Raw genomic sequence first — 15,439 nt, forward strand, 5'->3', positions numbered from 1 at the left:
GCAGGGCCTCAAGAGCGGCCCTGATGAGTGAGGATTGAGAATCATGGCTTACAGCGAAAAGGTCATCGACCACTACGAAAACCCGCGCAACGTCGGCAAGATGAACGCGGAAGATCCTGATGTCGGCACCGGCATGGTTGGCGCTCCGGCATGCGGCGACGTGATGCGTCTGCAGATCAAGGTCAACGATCAGGGCGTTATCGAAGACGCCAAGTTCAAGACCTACGGCTGCGGTTCGGCCATCGCTTCCAGCTCCCTCGCCACCGAGTGGATGAAAGGCAAGACCCTGGACGAAGCCGAGACCATCAAGAACACTCAGTTGGCCGAAGAGCTGGCCTTGCCGCCAGTGAAGATTCACTGCTCGGTACTGGCTGAAGACGCTATCAAAGCGGCTGTTCGCGATTACAAGCAGAAGAAAGGCTTGATCTGACTTTCTGGATTTGGCGACGAGTAAGGAGTCACCGATGGCTATCAGCATGACAGAAGCGGCTGCTCGACACGTGCGGCGCTCCCTCGACGGGCGCGGCAAAGGTGAAGGGATTCGTCTGGGTGTTCGCACCACAGGCTGTTCCGGCCTTGCCTACGTGCTGGAGTTTGTCGACGAGGTGGTTGCAGAGGATCAGGTGTTCGAGAGTCACGGCGAAAAAGTGATCATCGACCCGAAAAGTCTGGCCTACCTGGACGGCACCGAGCTCGATTTCGTCAAGGAAGGGTTGAACGAAGGCTTCAAGTTCAACAACCCCAACGTGCGCGGTGAGTGTGGCTGCGGCGAAAGCTTCAACATCTGAGGCTTGTCGTGGGTACTCCTTGTCATTTCGCTTTATTCGAGCTGCAACCGGGTTTCCGTCTGGATCTCGAGCAGTTGGCCACGCGCTACCGTGAGTTGGCGCGCGGTGTCCACCCTGACCGCTTTGCCGACGCCTCCGAGCGTGAGCAGCGGTCGGCGCTCGAGCAGTCTGCACGGCTCAATGACGCCTATCAGACGCTCAAGAGCCCGGCTCAGCGTGCACGCTACCTGCTGACCATCAGCGGGCATGAAGTGCCGATGGAAGTCACTGTTCATGATCCCGAGTTTCTTCTGCAGCAGATGCAATGGCGCGAAGAACTCGAAGACCTCCAGGACAGTGCCGACCTCGACGGTGTCGCGGTATTCAAGCGGCGCTTGAAAGTGGCTCAGGAAGAACTCAACGAAAGTTTCGCAGCTTGCTGGGATGATGCGGCGCAACGCGAACAGGCCGAACGCCTGATGCGGCGCATGCAGTTCCTCGACAAGCTCACCTACGAAGTGCGCCAGTTAGAAGAGCGCCTCGACGATTAACCCAGTGCCGCTCCGGTCGCACGCCTGATATACAGATAAGTCCTGATCACGATGGCCCTACTGCAGATCGCCGAACCCGGCCAAAGTCCTCAACCGCACCAGCGTCGTCTGGCTGTGGGGATCGACTTGGGCACTACCAATTCGCTGGTCGCTGCGTTGCGCAGTGGTCTTTCCGAACCGCTGGCGGACGCCAACGGGCAGGTCATCCTGCCGTCCGCCGTGCGTTATCACGCCGATCGCGTCGAAGTCGGCGAGTCGGCCAGGCTGGCCGCATCCTCCGATCCTTTGAACACCGTGCTGTCGGTCAAGCGCTTGATGGGTCGTGGTCTGTCCGACGTCAAGCAATTGGGCGAGCAACTGCCATACCGCTTTGTCGGTGGCGAATCGCACATGCCGTTCATCGACACCGTGCAGGGCCCGAAAAGCCCGGTCGAAGTCTCCGCCGATATCCTCAAGGTGCTGCGTCAGCGCGCTGAAGCCACGTTGGGTGGCGAACTGGTTGGTGCGGTGATCACTGTTCCGGCGTATTTCGACGATGCACAGCGCCAAGCTACCAAGGATGCGGCGAAACTCGCCGGTCTGAACGTGCTGCGCCTGCTCAACGAGCCGACCGCCGCTGCTGTGGCGTATGGTCTGGATCAACACGCTGAAGGCCTGGTTGCGATTTATGACCTCGGTGGCGGTACCTTCGATATTTCGATTCTGCGTCTGACCGGCGGTGTTTTCGAAGTTCTGGCCACGGGCGGCGACAGCGCGCTGGGCGGCGATGACTTCGATCACGCGATTGCCGGCTGGATCATCGAGAGCGCGGGCCTGTCCGCCGATCTCGATCCGGGCGCACAACGCAATCTGCTGCAAACCGCTTGTGCGGCCAAGGAAGCCCTGACCGACGCGGCCAGTGTTGAAGTGGCCTACGGCGACTGGAAAGCGCCGCTGACCCGCGAAGCATTCGATGCGCTGATCGAGCCGATGGTCGCGCGAAGCCTGAAAGCCTGCCGCCGCGCCGTTCGTGATTCCGGCGTTGGGCTGGAAGACGTGCATGCTGTGGTCATGGTCGGAGGTTCGACTCGCGTTCCGCGTGTTCGCGAAGCTGTTGCCGAAGCCTTCGGTCGTCAGCCGTTGACTGAAATCGACCCGGATCAAGTGGTGGCCATTGGTGCCGCGATCCAGGCCGACACGTTGGCTGGCAACAAGCGCGATGGCGGCGAGTTGCTGCTGCTCGACGTGATTCCACTGTCCCTGGGGCTGGAAACCATGGGCGGGCTGATGGAGAAGGTGATTCCGCGTAATACGACCATCCCCGTCGCACGCGCACAGGATTTCACTACTTATAAAGACGGCCAGTCGGCCATGGCGATCCACGTATTGCAGGGCGAGCGTGAGCTGATCAGCGACTGCCGCTCGCTGGCGCGCTTCGAATTGCGCGGCATTCCAGCAATGGTGGCCGGCGCGGCGAAGATTCGCGTGACCTTCCAGGTCGATGCCGACGGCCTGCTCAGCGTTTCCGCTCGTGAACTGGGTTCGGGCGTTGAGGCGAGCATTCAGGTCAAGCCGTCTTACGGTCTGACCGACGGCGAAATCGCCAAGATGTTGAAAGATTCGTTCCAGCACGCCAATGACGACAAGGTCGCCCGCGTTCTGCGCGAGCAGCAAGTCGATGCCCAGCGCCTGATTGAAGCGGTGCAGGGCGCTCTGGAGGCGGATGGCGAGCGCTTGCTCGACGCCGAAGAGCGCATGGTCATAGACCTGCAGGTGCAGGAGCTGGTCGAACTGATGAAAGGTACTGATGGTTACGCCATCGAGCAGCAGACCAAGCGTCTGTCGCAAGTGACCGATGCCTTTGCTGCCCGCCGCATGGATCTGACGGTGAAAGCCGCTCTGTCAGGGCGCAATCTGAATGAAATCGAGGATATCTGATGCCGCAGGTCATTTTTCTGCCCCACGAGAAGTTCTGCCCTGAAGGCATGGTCGTCGAGGCTGCGCCCGGCACCTCGATTCTCGAACTGGCCCACGAACACCACATCGAGATGGAAAGCGCCTGCGGCGGCGTCTGCGCTTGCACTACCTGCCACTGCATCATCCGTGAGGGTTTCGACTCGATGGAAGAGGCGGACGAGCTGGAAGAAGACTTCCTTGATCGTGCCTGGGGTCTGGAAGCGCAATCGCGTCTGGCTTGCCAGGCCATCGTTGGTGAAGAAGACATCACCGTCGAAATCCCGAAATATTCGCTTAACCATGCGGCTGAAGCGCCGCACTGACTGGTAAGACTGTCATGAGCTACGGTTGGAATGATGTTCAACGTATTGCAGAAGAACTGGCCGAGGCCAAGCCGGGCGTAGATCCGTTTTCTGTCAATTTCGTCGATCTGCAGCAATGGATCAAAGAGCTGCCGGATTTCGACAATACCTCTGGCCGTGTTGGCGAGAAGGTGTTGGAGGCGGTTCAGACGCTCTGGGCTGAAGAATTGGACTGATCGTCCTCGCAGGTTAGGCAATACCCAAGAACCCGCGTATAATTCGCGGGTTTAATTTTTCGCAAATTACTGTTTCTGGAGTTACACCATGGCTGTTCAACGCACTTTCTCCATCATCAAGCCTGACGCTGTTGCAAAAAACGTCATCGGCGAAATCACCACTCGTTTCGAAAAAGCCGGCCTGCGCGTTGTAGCTTCGAAACTGAAGCAGCTGTCCAAAGCTGAAGCTGAAGGCTTCTACGCTGAGCACAAAGAGCGCGGTTTCTTCGGCGACCTGGTTGCTTTCATGATCTCCGGTCCTGTTGTTGTTCAGGTTCTGGAAGGCGAAAACGCTATCGCTCTGAACCGTGAGCTGATGGGCGCTACCAACCCTAAAGAAGCTGCTGCCGGCACCATCCGCGCTGACTTCGCTGATTCCATCGACGCTAACGCTGTTCACGGTTCGGACTCCGAAGCCGCAGCTGCTCGTGAAATCTCGTACTTCTTCGCAGCTACTGAAGTAACCACTCGCTAAGCATTGGCTTAAGAGTGAAGGTGAATCCATGACTACATCGACTGTAAAAACCAACCTGCTGGGTCTGACTCAACAGGAAATGGAAAAATTCTTCGACTCAATCGGGGAGAAGCGTTTCCGTGCCGGTCAGGTAATGAAATGGATTCACCACTTTGGCGTCGACGATTTCGACGCCATGACGAACGTCAGCAAGGCCTTGCGCGACAAGCTCAAGGCTATTGCCGAGGTCCGTGGTCCGGAAGTGGTCAGCGAGGATATCTCCAGCGACGGCACCCGCAAGTGGGTGGTGCGCGTGGCATCCGGCAGCTGCGTCGAGACCGTGTACATTCCCCAGGGCAAACGCGGCACTTTGTGCGTTTCGTCCCAGGCAGGCTGTGCCCTGGACTGCAGTTTCTGCTCCACCGGCAAGCAAGGCTTCAATAGCAACCTCACCGCCGCCGAAGTCATCGGCCAGGTGTGGATCGCCAACAAATCTTTTGGCAGTGTCCCGGCAACCGTCGACCGTGCCATCACCAACGTGGTGATGATGGGCATGGGTGAGCCGCTGCTGAACTTCGACAACGTCGTCGCCGCCATGCATCTGATGATGGATGATCTCGGCTATGGGATCTCCAAGCGCCGCGTGACCCTGTCCACCTCGGGTGTGGTGCCAATGATCGATGAGCTGGCCAAGCACATCGATGTGTCCCTGGCGTTGTCCCTGCACGCACCGAATGACGCATTGCGTAACCAATTGGTGCCGATCAACAAGAAATATCCGCTTAAGATGCTGCTCGAATCGTGCCAGCGCTACATGTCCGCCCTTGGCGAGAAGCGTGTGCTGACCATCGAGTACACCCTGCTCAAGGACATCAACGACAAGGTCGAGCACGCGGTGGAAATGATCGCGCTGCTGAAAGATATCCCGTGCAAGATCAACCTGATTCCGTTCAACCCGTTCCCGCACTCCGGGTACGAGCGTCCGAGCAACAACGCGATCCGTCGTTTTCAGGATCAGTTGCATCAGGCCGGTTTCAACGTCACTGTTCGCACCACCCGTGGTGAAGACATCGACGCCGCATGTGGTCAACTGGTAGGGCAGGTGCTGGATCGCACCCGTCGCAGCGAACGTTATATCGCCGTGCGCGAGTTGAGCGCCGACAGCGATCTGGCACAGAACGCCGCGAACACTAACTAAGAGAGGATCTCTATGTCCCTGCGCTTTGCGCTGCTGTTGCTGTTGGCCAGCCTGTGTGCTGGTTGTGTCCTGTCGGGTGACTACAATCCGATGAAGACCAGCAAGGGCCGCGATGAAGCGCGGGCTGCCTATGTGCAGTTGGGGCTGGGATACTTGCAACAAGGCATGACCGAACGGGCCAAGGTGCCGCTGAAGAAGGCGCTGGAGCTCGACGATTCGGACCCTGACGCCAATGCTGCCCTTGGCTTGGTGTTTCAGGCCGAAATGGAGCCAAAGCTGGCTGACGAGCATTTCCGCAAGGCCCTGTCCTCGCGTCCCGCCGATGCACGTATCCTCAATAACTACGGTAGTTTTCTCTACGAAGAACAGCGTTATAAAGAAGCCTACGAGCGTTTTGAACAGGCCGCCGCCGATACCCTGTATCCTGAGCGTTCGCGTGTGTTCGAGAACCTCGGCATGACCGCTTCAAAGCTCGGCGAACGTGATCTGGCGCAGCAGCAACTGGAAAAGGCGCTGCGTTTGAACCGCCAACAGCCACGCGCATTGCTTGAAATGGCTGAGTTGTCCTTCGAAGACAGGCATTATGTGCCCGCACGTGACTATTACGACCGTTTCAGCCTGCTGACCGAACAAAATGCACGTAGTCTATTGCTCGGTGTTCGGCTGGCAAAAGTGTTTGAAGATCGCGACAAGGCCGCCAGTTATGGCCTGCAATTAAAACGACTCTATCCCGGTACGCCGGAATATCAGCAATACCTGTCGGAGCAATGATGAAAGCGGCGCATCCCGAAGTTGTAGCAGCGAATCGCGTTAACCCCGGTGAGACCCTGCGCCAGGCCCGCGAAAGCAATGGCTGGTCGCTGGCCGAAGTGGCCCTCAAGCTCAACCTCACCGTGACTTCCCTGAGCAATCTTGAAGCCGGCGCTTTCGACAAGCTGCCGGGGCATACCTTCGCTCGCGGTTACATTCGCGCTTATGCCAAATTGCTCGGCATGGACCAGACCGTACTGGTTCAGCAATTCGACCAGTCCACCGGCACCGACTCCCAGGGCAGCAACGTGCATGCTCTCGGCCGTATCGAAGAGCCGGTGCGGGTTTCGCACACCATCCTGCGTATTGTCAGCCTGCTGTTGCTGATCGCGGTCATCGGCGGCGGTTTCGTCTGGTGGCAGGATCAGACCTCGCTGCGTAACAAGGACCTGACGTCTCTGGCGCCTGAGCACGTTGAAGTCGAAGGTGCCGACGGCACCACCCAGATTCACCCGATCGACGAGCCGGAAGATCAGGCTGTCGAGGAAAATCAGGCTGATACTTCTACAACGCTGGCGTTGCCTCAGTCCGAAACCAGCGCTGAATCGACCGTTGCCGAAAGCGCTGCTCCGACAACCGCTCCAGCGACACCGGCTGCTCCGGCTGTAACGCCGACCGCCCCGGTTCATACGCCGGCGCCGGTTGTCGCCAATCCGGCTGCTCCAGCACCAAGCGTGCCGGCGACACCAGCGCCGACGGCCAGCGCTCCGGTTGCTCCTGTTGCACCGACCGCCACCGCAGAAGCGGCCGCTCCAGTTGCGGGCGAAGGTCAGGTACAACTGCAGTTCAGCGCCGATTGCTGGGCACAAGTCACCGATGGTCGGGGCAAAGTGCTGTTCAGTGGTCTCAAGCACAAAGGCGATAGCGTTTCTGTTTCCGGCAAGCCGCCGCTCGCCGTGCGCCTGGGCGTTGCCCGTGCTGCACAGGTCAGCTACAACGGCCAGCCGGTCGATATCGCTCCGTTCACCAGTGGCGAGACTGCTCGCCTGAAGTTGGGTCAATAAGTCATGCACGGCGAATCTCCAATCAAACGTCGCGTTTCGCGCAAGATCTGGGTCGGCAGCGTACCGGTGGGCGGCGATGCGCCGATCGCGGTGCAGAGCATGACCAACAGCGACACCAATGACGTTGCCGCCACCGTTGCGCAAATCAACCGTCTGGAAGCCGCCGGCGTCGACATCGTCCGCGTTTCGGTGCCGGACATGGACGCCGCCGAGGCGTTCGGCAAGATCAAGCAACTGGTCAAGGTGCCGTTGGTTGCTGACATCCACTTCGACTACAAGATCGCTCTGCGCGTGGCCGAACTGGGCGTGGACTGCCTGCGGATCAACCCGGGCAACATCGGGCGTGAAGACCGTGTGCGCGCTGTGGTTGACGCAGCCCGTGATCGCGGCATCCCGATCCGCATCGGCGTCAACGCCGGTTCGCTGGAAAAAGACCTGCAAAAGAAATACGGCGAGCCGACGCCAGCCGCACTGGTCGAGTCTGCCCTGCGTCACGTTGAGCACCTCGAACGTCTGAATTTCCAGGACTTCAAGGTCAGCGTGAAGGCCTCCGACGTGTTCATGGCCGTCGAAGCCTACCGTTTGCTGGCGAAAGAAATCGTTCAGCCGCTGCACCTGGGCATCACCGAAGCCGGTGGATTGCGTTCGGGCACGGTGAAATCCGCCGTGGGCCTAGGTATGCTGCTCGCCGAGGGGATTGGCGATACTATCCGCATCTCGCTGGCGGCCGACCCGGTCGAGGAAGTGAAGGTCGGTTACGACATTCTCAAGTCTTTGCATCTGCGTTCCCGTGGCATCAACTTCATCGCCTGCCCGAGTTGCTCGCGGCAGAACTTCGATGTGGTCAAGACCATGAACGAGCTGGAAGGGCGCCTTGAAGACCTGCTGGTGCCGCTGGATGTCGCGGTGATCGGTTGTGTGGTCAACGGCCCCGGCGAAGCCAAGGAAGCTCATATCGGCTTGACCGGCGGCACGCCAAACCTGATTTACATCGACGGCAAGCCGGCGCAGAAACTGACGAATGACAATCTGGTGGATGAGCTGGAAAAGCTGATCCGCGAGAAAGCGGCCGAGAAGGTCGAAGCTGACGCTGCCGTCATCGCGCGCGGCTGATCGAACGAATTTAAGGATTTAAAGTGAGCAAGTCTCTGCAAGCCATTCGTGGCATGAACGACATCCTGCCCGAACAGACCCCGCTGTGGCGTTATTTCGAGGGCACCGTTGCGCGTCTGCTGGATAACTACGGTTACAAGCAGATCCGCATGCCGATCGTCGAGTTCACCGAGTTGTTCAAACGCTCCATCGGTGAAGTGACCGACATCGTCGAAAAAGAGATGTACACCTTCGAAGACCGCAACGGTGACTCCCTGACCTTGCGTCCGGAAGGCACCGCAGCGTGCGTGCGCGCTGTGCTCGAACACGGCATCACCGGCGGCGGCCAGGTGCAGAAACTCTGGTACATCGGCCCGATGTTCCGCCACGAGCGTCCGCAGAAAGGTCGTTATCGCCAGTTTCACCAGATCGGTCTGGAGGTGTTCAACCTCGACGGTCCGGACATCGACGCCGAGCTGATCATCATGACCTGGCGCCTGTGGGGCGAGCTGGGCATTCGTGATGCGGTCAAACTCGAACTCAACAGCCTGGGCACCAGCGAGTCCCGTGGTCGCTACCGCGAAGCGCTGGTCGAGTACCTCTCGGCGCACCACGACAAGCTCGACGAAGACAGCCAGCGTCGCCTGAAAACCAACCCGCTGCGCGTGCTCGACACGAAAAATGCCGACACCCAGGCGGTGCTGGTCGATGCGCCGAAAATGGCCGACTACCTCGATGATGAGTCCCGTGCGCACTTCGAAGGCCTGAAGGCCCGTCTGGATGCCGTCGGCATTCCTTACGTGCTCAACCCGAAACTGGTGCGTGGCCTCGATTACTACAGCAAAACCGTTTTCGAATGGGTCACCGACAAGCTCGGCGCTCAGGGCACCGTTTGCGCGGGCGGTCGTTACGACGGTCTGGTCGAGCAGATGGGCGGCAAGCCAACCACCGGCGTCGGTTTCGCCATGGGTATTGAGCGTCTGGTGTTGATGCTCGAAACCCTGGAGCAGATCCCGGAAGAAATCTCCCGTCAGGTTGATGTCTATCTGTGCGCCTTCGGCGAAGCAGCCGAGCTGGCCGGTCTGGCCCTGGCTGAACGTGTCCGCGATCAACTTCCAAACCTGCGCCTGCAAGTCAATGCCGGCGCCGGCAGCTTCAAAAGCCAGTTCAAGAAAGCCGACAAGAGCGGTGCGCTGTACGCGCTGATCCTCGGTGACGACGAAATGGCCCAGCAAGTGGTAGGTTTCAAACCCCTGCGTGGCCAGGGCGAACAACAAAGCATTGCCTGGGATGCGCTCGCCGCTCACCTGGCCACCTGCGTCGTGCAGGGTTGAAGCTGTCCAAACAGCCGATTTAGCGATTAAGGAGTATTGGGGTGTCGAGTACCGAAGACGAACAGTTGGCGGATTTGAAGGACTGGTGGACACGCAACGGCAAACCTCTGGTCACCGGCGGCCTGTTGGCGCTGGTCATCGTGTTCGGCTGGCAGGCATATCACAAGTACCAGAGCAACCAGTCGCAAGGCGCCTCGGTGCTCTATCAGCAATTGCTGGAAACCACGCTGACGCCTGATGGCAAGCCTGACGCTGCCCGCGTTGCGGATCTGGCCGGCAAGCTCAACAGCGAATTCGGCGGTTCTGCCTACGCGCAGTACGGCAGTCTGTTCGTCGCCAAAGTGGCTGTCGACAGCGGCAAGCTGGATGACGCGGCCACCGAGCTCAAAGCCATCGTCGACAAACCGGCCAACCCGGCGCTGGGCGAAATCGCCCGTCAGCGTCTGGCGCAGGTACTCGGCGCACAGAACAAGGCTGAAGATGCCCTGAAACTGCTCGACGGCGACGCCGACAAAGCGTTCCTGGCAACTCGCGAAGAACTCAAGGGCGACCTGCTGGTACAGCTGGGCCGCACGGATGACGCGAACAAGGCGTATCAAAAAGCCAAGGCGGCACTGTCGGATGAAGCGGCGGTTGGTGGCCTTCAAATCAAGCTCGACGACCTGGCCAAAGGGGATGCGTGACGTGATCCGTTGGAAGCATGCAGCATTGCTGGCTCTGGCCCTTCTGGCCGCGGGTTGCAGCAGCAACAGCAAAAAAGAATTGCCACCGGCTGAACTGACCGACTTCAAAGAAGAAGTGGTTCTGCAAAAGCAGTGGAGTCGTTCGATCGGTGACGGTCAGGGCGAAACCTACAACATGCTGGTGCCGGCGATCGACGGTGACACCATCTACGCCGCCGATGTGACCGGCGTGGTGATGGCCATGGATCGCGGCAATGGCGACGTGAAATGGAAGCAGGATCTTGATCTGCCTGTCTCCGGTGCTGTCGGCGTGGGTTACGGTCTGGTTCTGATCGGTACACTGCGTGGCGAAGTCGTCGCTCTGGACACCAGCAACGGTGAAGAGAAGTGGCGCGTTCGCGTCAACAGCGAAGTCCTCGCGCCACCGGCCAACAACGGTGACGTGGTGGTGGTGCAGACTCAGGATGATCGTCTGATCGGTCTTGATGCATCGACCGGTACTCAGCGCTGGGTGTATGACAGCACGCCTGCCGTACTGACCCTGCGTGGTACCAGTGCACCGCTGGTCACCAACCGCCTCGCGGTGGCGGGTCTGTCGACCGGTAAAGTGGTCGCTCTGGATATTTCCAACGGCGTGCCGGTCTGGGAACAACGGATCGCGATTCCACAGGGTCGTTCGGAACTCGAGCGCGTGGTTGATATCGACGGCGGTCTGCTGCTGTCCGGCGGTACTTTGTACGTTGCCAGCTATCAGGGTCGCGTAGCGGCACTGGACCTGGAAAGCGGTCGTCAACTCTGGCAGCGCGACGCGTCGAGCTACGCCGGTATCGCCCAGGGTTTCGGCAGCGTTTACGTAAGCCTGTCTTCGGGCACCGTTGAAGGCGTCGACGAGCGTTCCACCACAGCATTGTGGAGCAACGATTCGCTGGCTCGCCGTCAACTGTCGGCTCCGGAAGTGTTCTCCAGCTATGTAGCAGTGGGTGACCTGGAAGGTTATCTGCACCTGTTGAGTCAGGTTGACGGCCGTTTCGTCGGCCGTGAGCGCATCGACAGCGACGGCCTGCGTGCCCGTCCGCTGGTGGTGGGTGACACGATTTATGTGTATGGCAACAGCGGCAAACTGGAAGCCCTGACCATCAAGTAACAACTATGCTTGGGGATAACACCCCAGGCAGCTTCACTTGTGGAAGCGGGCTTGCTCGCGAAGGGCGTCAACGATGACGTGTACAGCCTGAATCAACGCGGTGCTGCTACAGTTTTTCGCGAGCAAGCCCGCTCCCACAGTGTTGCCCCGAGCACCAGCCGCTGCCTCGCAGCGGCTTTTGTATTTTCTGAAATAACGAAGTGGAGAGCCGCATGGTTCCCGTAATCGCCCTGGTGGGCCGACCGAACGTCGGCAAGTCCACCTTGTTCAACCGCCTGACCAGGACGCGTGACGCCATCGTCGGCGACTTGTCCGGTCTGACCCGTGATCGCCAGTACGGTGAGGCCAAGTGGCAAGGGCGTTCCTACATTCTGGTCGACACCGGTGGTATCTCCGGTGACGAGCACGGTATGGACGAAAAAATGGCCGAGCAGTCGCTGCTGGCCATTGAAGAAGCAGATGTTGTGCTGTTCCTGGTAGATGCCAAGGCCGGTTTCACCGCCGCCGACCAGATGATTGCCGAACACCTGCGCAAACGTAACAAGCGTTCCCACGTGGTTGCCAACAAGGTCGACAACATCGACCCGGAAATGGCCCGCGCCGAATTCGCTCCGCTGGGCATGGGCCACGCGATCCCGATCGCCGGCGCCCACGGTCGCGGCATCACCCAGTTGCTGGAAATCGCCTTGGGTGATTTCCCGAGAGACGAAGAGGAGCCAGAAGAAGGCGAGGAAGAGATCGTTGCCGAAGGCGAGGAAGCCAAGCGCATTCCTGGCCCGAGCGAAAAAGACGGTATCAAGATCGCCATCATCGGGCGTCCGAACGTCGGCAAGTCGACCCTGGTCAACCGCATGCTCGGTGAAGACCGGGTCATCGTCTACGATCAACCCGGCACCACCCGCGACAGTATCTACATCCCGTTCGAGCGGAATGAAGAGAAGTACACGCTGATCGACACCGCGGGTGTGCGCAAGCGCGGCAAGATCCACGAAGAAGTCGAAAAATTCTCCGTGGTCAAAACCCTGCAGGCGATCAAAGACGCCAACGTGGTGATCTTCGTGATGGACGCCCGCGAAGGTGTGGTCGATCACGACCTGAACCTGCTGGGCTTCGCCATCGAGTCGGGTCGTGCGCTGGTGATCGCGATCAACAAGTGGGACGGCATGACGCCGAGCGAGCGCGACTTCGTCAAGGTCGAGTTGCAGCGTCGTCTGTTCTTCGTTGATTACGCCGACATCCACTTCATCTCGGCACTGCATGGCACGGGCGTGGGCAACCTCTACGCTTCGGTGCAGAACTCGTTCAAGTCGGCGGTTACCCGCTGGCCGACCAACCGTCTGACCCAGATTCTGGAAGATGCGGTTGGCGAGCACGCGCCACCGATGGTCAACAACCGCCGGATCAAGCTGCGCTACGCCCACCTGGGTGGTGCGAACCCGCCGATCATCGTGATCCACGGTAACCAGATCGAGAAAGTGCCGAAGTCTTACGTGCGCTATCTGGAGAACACTTACCGCCGTGTGCTGAAGCTGGTCGGTACGCCGATCCGCATCGAGTTCAAGGGCGGCGAGAACCCGTATGAAGGCAACAAAACCACGTTGACCGACCGCCAGGTCAACAAAAAGCGTCGTTTGATGTCGCACCACAAGAAAGCCGACAAGAAACGCCGCGACAAGAAATAAAAGCAGTTGCGAGTTTCGAGCTGCAAGCTTCAAGTCAAAGCAAAAAGGGCTCTGTTAGAGCCCTTTTTTGTGGGCGGTGGATTTAGCTTGCAGCTAGTAACTTGCTGCTTGAGATTTATGGCTTGTCGCTTGAAACTTGCAATTCACCTGCAAGGGGCTACCGATGATCACCAGCAAGCTGCCGAATGTCGGCATCACCATTTTCACGCAGATGTCTCAGCTCGCCGCGCAAACCGACGCGATCAACCTGTCCCAGGGGTTTCCTGATTTTGACGGCCCGCAGTCGCTGCGCGATGCGGTCGGTCGACACATTGCCAGTGGTCATAACCAATATTCGCCAATGACCGGTCTGCCGGCGCTGCGTGAGCAGATTGTCGCCAAGATTGCCCGCAGCTACGGGGTCAACGTCGATGCCGATCACGAAGTGACCGTGACGCCGGGTGCGACGCAGGCGATTTTCTGTGCGATTCAGGCGGTTATCCACAGCGGCGATGAAGTCATCGTGTTCGATCCGTGCTACGACAGTTATGAGCCGGCGACGGAGCTGGCAGGCGGTCGTTGCGTGCATGTGCAACTGAACCCGAATGATTTTTCCATCGATTTCGACCAACTCGCCGCGGCCCTCAGCCCGCGCACGAAAATGATCGTCATCAATACCCCGCATAACCCTAGCGGTGCGCTGATCAGCCGAGCCGAACTGGATCAGTTGGCGGCGTTGATCCGTGATCGCGACATCTATCTGCTCAGCGACGAAGTCTACGAACATCTGGTGTTCGACGGCGTCCCCCACGTCAGCGTGCTCGCCCACGAGGAGCTGTATCCGCGCGCATTCGTGGTCAGCTCGTTCGGCAAGACCTACCACGTCACTGGCTGGAAAACCGGCTACGTCGTCGCGCCACCGGCGCTGACTGCCGAACTGCGTAAAGTCCATCAGTACGTCAGCTTTTGCGGCGTGACCCCGCTGCAATACGCCTTGGCCGATTACATGGCCGAGCACCCTGAACACGTTGAAGCACTGCCGGGTTTCTATCAGGCCAAGCGCGACCTGTTCTGCGATCTGCTGGCGCCGTCGCGCTTCACGTTCAGCCGTGTCACCGGCACTTATTTCCAGTTGGTGGATTACTCGAAGATTCGTCCTGACCTGAACGACGTCGAGATGGCCATGTGGATGACTCGCGAACATGGTGTGGCGAGTATTCCGGTGTCGGTGTTCTATCAGAATCCCCCCGAAGGCCAGCGCCTTGTGCGTCTGTGCTTCGCCAAACGCGAGGAGACGCTGCGCGAAGCAGCGGCGAAACTATGCGTGATCTGAGTGCGTTACCCGATCTGAACCTGGCGCTGATCCAGACCAGCCTGGCCTGGCATGACCGTCAGGCTAACCTCGAACACTTCGAGCATTTGCTGGAGCAGGCGCAGGGCGCGGATCTGATCATCCTGCCGGAGATGTTCACCACCGGTTTCTCCATGGAATCGCAAACCCTCGCCGAAGCCGAGAACGGCCCAACCAGCAAATGGCTGCGGGTTCAGGCCGCGAAACTCAATGCAGTGATCACTGGCAGCGTGATCATTCAGGCGGCTGACGGTACGCATCGCAATCGCTTGCTGTGGGCGCGACCGGACGGCGAAGTGCTGCATTACGACAAACGTCACTTGTTCCGCATGGCCGGTGAGCACAACCATTACACGCCAGGCGAACGTCAGGTGCAGTTCGAGCTCAAGGGCTGGCGTATTCGTCCGCTGATTTGCTATGACCTGCGTTTTCCGGTGTGGAGCCGCGATGCGCAGGACACCGATCTGCTGCTGTACACCGCTAACTGGCCGGGGGCGCGACGCCTGCACTGGAATCGCCTGTTGCCCGCACGCGCCATCGAAAACCTTTGTTATGTGGCGGCGGTAAATCGCGTCGGTACCGATGGCAAGGGCTTTGCCTATACCGGTGACAGTCAGGTGCTGGACTTTCAGGGCGAGAGCTTGCTGGCGGCCGGGGAGGCTGATGGCGTGTTCAAGGTAGTGCTGGAAGCGGCGCCATTGGCGGCTTATCGCGAGCGCTTTCCGGCGAATCTGGATGCCGACACATTCGAACTCACCTGAAAGCGTCAGTGCCTGACAGGACGCCTTCGCGAGCAAGCCCGCTCCCACAGTGACCGGGGTGTACATAAAATCTGGCGCACCCAATAACCTGTGGGAGCGGGCTTGCCCCCGAAGAGG

At 59.3% G+C, this 15,439-nt stretch carries 17 protein-coding genes; all 17 read left to right on the forward strand.

Going from position 1 to position 15,439, the window contains the following annotated elements; translation table 11 throughout:
- Positions 1–43 precede the first annotated feature (43 nt).
- Positions 44–430 carry a Fe-S cluster assembly scaffold IscU gene (iscU, locus tag AACY19_RS06385; RefSeq protein WP_003227907.1) on the forward strand — a complete coding sequence of 129 codons (387 nt, stop codon included), beginning with the start codon at positions 44–46 and terminating at the stop codon, positions 428–430.
- Between the two features lie 34 nt (positions 431–464).
- Positions 465–788: an iron-sulfur cluster assembly protein IscA gene (gene iscA / locus AACY19_RS06390; RefSeq protein ID WP_003227904.1), complete on the forward strand. Its 324-nt coding sequence runs from the start codon at positions 465–467 to the stop codon at positions 786–788.
- 8 nt (positions 789–796) lie between these two features.
- Positions 797–1,318: a co-chaperone HscB gene (gene hscB / locus AACY19_RS06395; RefSeq protein ID WP_339449055.1), complete on the forward strand. Its 522-nt coding sequence runs from the start codon at positions 797–799 to the stop codon at positions 1,316–1,318.
- A gap of 51 nt (positions 1,319–1,369) precedes the next feature.
- On the forward strand, positions 1,370–3,235 hold the full coding sequence (gene hscA, locus AACY19_RS06400; protein WP_339449057.1) for a Fe-S protein assembly chaperone HscA: 1,866 nt from the start codon (positions 1,370–1,372) through the stop codon (positions 3,233–3,235).
- Positions 3,235–3,576 carry an ISC system 2Fe-2S type ferredoxin gene (gene fdx / locus AACY19_RS06405; RefSeq protein WP_007916885.1) on the forward strand — a complete coding sequence of 114 codons (342 nt, stop codon included), beginning with the start codon at positions 3,235–3,237 and terminating at the stop codon, positions 3,574–3,576. Before hscA ends, fdx begins: the two co-directional genes overlap by 1 nt.
- Positions 3,577–3,590: 14 nt before the next feature.
- Entirely contained in the window at positions 3,591–3,791 is a 201-nt protein-coding gene (gene iscX / locus AACY19_RS06410; RefSeq protein WP_008084655.1) for a Fe-S cluster assembly protein IscX, read from the forward strand.
- Between the two features lie 88 nt (positions 3,792–3,879).
- Positions 3,880–4,305, forward strand: a complete 426-nt coding sequence (ndk, locus tag AACY19_RS06415) for a nucleoside-diphosphate kinase (protein ID WP_250606273.1) — start codon at positions 3,880–3,882, stop codon at positions 4,303–4,305.
- A 28-nt stretch (positions 4,306–4,333) separates the two neighbouring features.
- Positions 4,334–5,482 carry a 23S rRNA (adenine(2503)-C(2))-methyltransferase RlmN gene (gene rlmN / locus AACY19_RS06420; protein ID WP_025109218.1) on the forward strand — a complete coding sequence of 383 codons (1,149 nt, stop codon included), beginning with the start codon at positions 4,334–4,336 and terminating at the stop codon, positions 5,480–5,482.
- 12 nt (positions 5,483–5,494) lie between these two features.
- Entirely contained in the window at positions 5,495–6,253 is a 759-nt protein-coding gene (pilW, locus tag AACY19_RS06425) for a type IV pilus biogenesis/stability protein PilW (protein WP_339449068.1), read from the forward strand.
- On the forward strand, positions 6,253–7,296 hold the full coding sequence (locus tag AACY19_RS06430; RefSeq protein WP_339449070.1) for a RodZ family helix-turn-helix domain-containing protein: 1,044 nt from the start codon (positions 6,253–6,255) through the stop codon (positions 7,294–7,296). The genes pilW and AACY19_RS06430 overlap by 1 nt, the downstream gene beginning before the upstream one ends.
- 3 nt (positions 7,297–7,299) lie before the next feature.
- Positions 7,300–8,409, forward strand: coding sequence for a flavodoxin-dependent (E)-4-hydroxy-3-methylbut-2-enyl-diphosphate synthase (ispG, locus tag AACY19_RS06435; RefSeq protein WP_339449072.1), 1,110 nt, complete (start codon positions 7,300–7,302; stop codon positions 8,407–8,409).
- 23 nt (positions 8,410–8,432) lie between these two features.
- A complete protein-coding gene (gene hisS, locus AACY19_RS06440; RefSeq protein ID WP_339449074.1) occupies positions 8,433–9,722 on the forward strand; it encodes a histidine--tRNA ligase in 1,290 nt (429 codons plus the stop codon).
- Between the two features lie 41 nt (positions 9,723–9,763).
- Positions 9,764–10,405 carry a YfgM family protein gene (locus AACY19_RS06445; protein ID WP_038362971.1) on the forward strand — a complete coding sequence of 214 codons (642 nt, stop codon included), beginning with the start codon at positions 9,764–9,766 and terminating at the stop codon, positions 10,403–10,405.
- Positions 10,398–11,549: an outer membrane protein assembly factor BamB gene (bamB, locus tag AACY19_RS06450; protein WP_339449076.1), complete on the forward strand. Its 1,152-nt coding sequence runs from the start codon at positions 10,398–10,400 to the stop codon at positions 11,547–11,549. Before AACY19_RS06445 ends, bamB begins: the two co-directional genes overlap by 8 nt.
- Before the next feature lie 212 nt (positions 11,550–11,761).
- A complete protein-coding gene (der, locus tag AACY19_RS06455; protein WP_339449077.1) occupies positions 11,762–13,231 on the forward strand; it encodes a ribosome biogenesis GTPase Der in 1,470 nt (489 codons plus the stop codon).
- A 163-nt stretch (positions 13,232–13,394) separates the two neighbouring features.
- The gene (locus tag AACY19_RS06460) at positions 13,395–14,543 is read left to right on the forward strand and encodes a pyridoxal phosphate-dependent aminotransferase (RefSeq protein WP_339449079.1); all 1,149 of its coding nucleotides are present in this window, start codon (positions 13,395–13,397) and stop codon (positions 14,541–14,543) included.
- Positions 14,531–15,322: an amidohydrolase gene (locus AACY19_RS06465; protein WP_339449081.1), complete on the forward strand. Its 792-nt coding sequence runs from the start codon at positions 14,531–14,533 to the stop codon at positions 15,320–15,322. The genes AACY19_RS06460 and AACY19_RS06465 overlap by 13 nt, the downstream gene beginning before the upstream one ends.
- Positions 15,323–15,439: the final 117 nt, after the last annotated feature.

This window comes from Pseudomonas sp. EA_5y_Pfl2_R50 (assembly GCF_963970475.1).
Lineage (GTDB): Bacteria > Pseudomonadota > Gammaproteobacteria > Pseudomonadales > Pseudomonadaceae > Aquipseudomonas.

What these genes read in the sequence shown, in the direction of transcription:
- bamB (WP_339449076.1), top strand. Translation starts at nt 10,398, where the DNA reads ATGCGTGACGTGATCCGTTGGAAGCATGCAGCATTGCTGGCTCTGGCC.
- AACY19_RS06465 (WP_339449081.1), top strand. Translation starts at nt 14,531, where the DNA reads ATGCGTGATCTGAGTGCGTTACCCGATCTGAACCTGGCGCTGATCCAG.
- fdx (WP_007916885.1), top strand. Translation starts at nt 3,235, where the DNA reads ATGCCGCAGGTCATTTTTCTGCCCCACGAGAAGTTCTGCCCTGAAGGC.
- hscA (WP_339449057.1), top strand. Translation starts at nt 1,370, where the DNA reads ATGGCCCTACTGCAGATCGCCGAACCCGGCCAAAGTCCTCAACCGCAC.
- ndk (WP_250606273.1), top strand. Translation starts at nt 3,880, where the DNA reads ATGGCTGTTCAACGCACTTTCTCCATCATCAAGCCTGACGCTGTTGCA.
- ispG (WP_339449072.1), top strand. Translation starts at nt 7,300, where the DNA reads ATGCACGGCGAATCTCCAATCAAACGTCGCGTTTCGCGCAAGATCTGG.
- iscU (WP_003227907.1), top strand. Translation starts at nt 44, where the DNA reads ATGGCTTACAGCGAAAAGGTCATCGACCACTACGAAAACCCGCGCAAC.
- AACY19_RS06460 (WP_339449079.1), top strand. Translation starts at nt 13,395, where the DNA reads ATGATCACCAGCAAGCTGCCGAATGTCGGCATCACCATTTTCACGCAG.
- pilW (WP_339449068.1), top strand. Translation starts at nt 5,495, where the DNA reads ATGTCCCTGCGCTTTGCGCTGCTGTTGCTGTTGGCCAGCCTGTGTGCT.
- iscA (WP_003227904.1), top strand. Translation starts at nt 465, where the DNA reads ATGGCTATCAGCATGACAGAAGCGGCTGCTCGACACGTGCGGCGCTCC.
- rlmN (WP_025109218.1), top strand. Translation starts at nt 4,334, where the DNA reads ATGACTACATCGACTGTAAAAACCAACCTGCTGGGTCTGACTCAACAG.
- AACY19_RS06430 (WP_339449070.1), top strand. Translation starts at nt 6,253, where the DNA reads ATGAAAGCGGCGCATCCCGAAGTTGTAGCAGCGAATCGCGTTAACCCC.
- der (WP_339449077.1), top strand. Translation starts at nt 11,762, where the DNA reads ATGGTTCCCGTAATCGCCCTGGTGGGCCGACCGAACGTCGGCAAGTCC.
- iscX (WP_008084655.1), top strand. Translation starts at nt 3,591, where the DNA reads ATGAGCTACGGTTGGAATGATGTTCAACGTATTGCAGAAGAACTGGCC.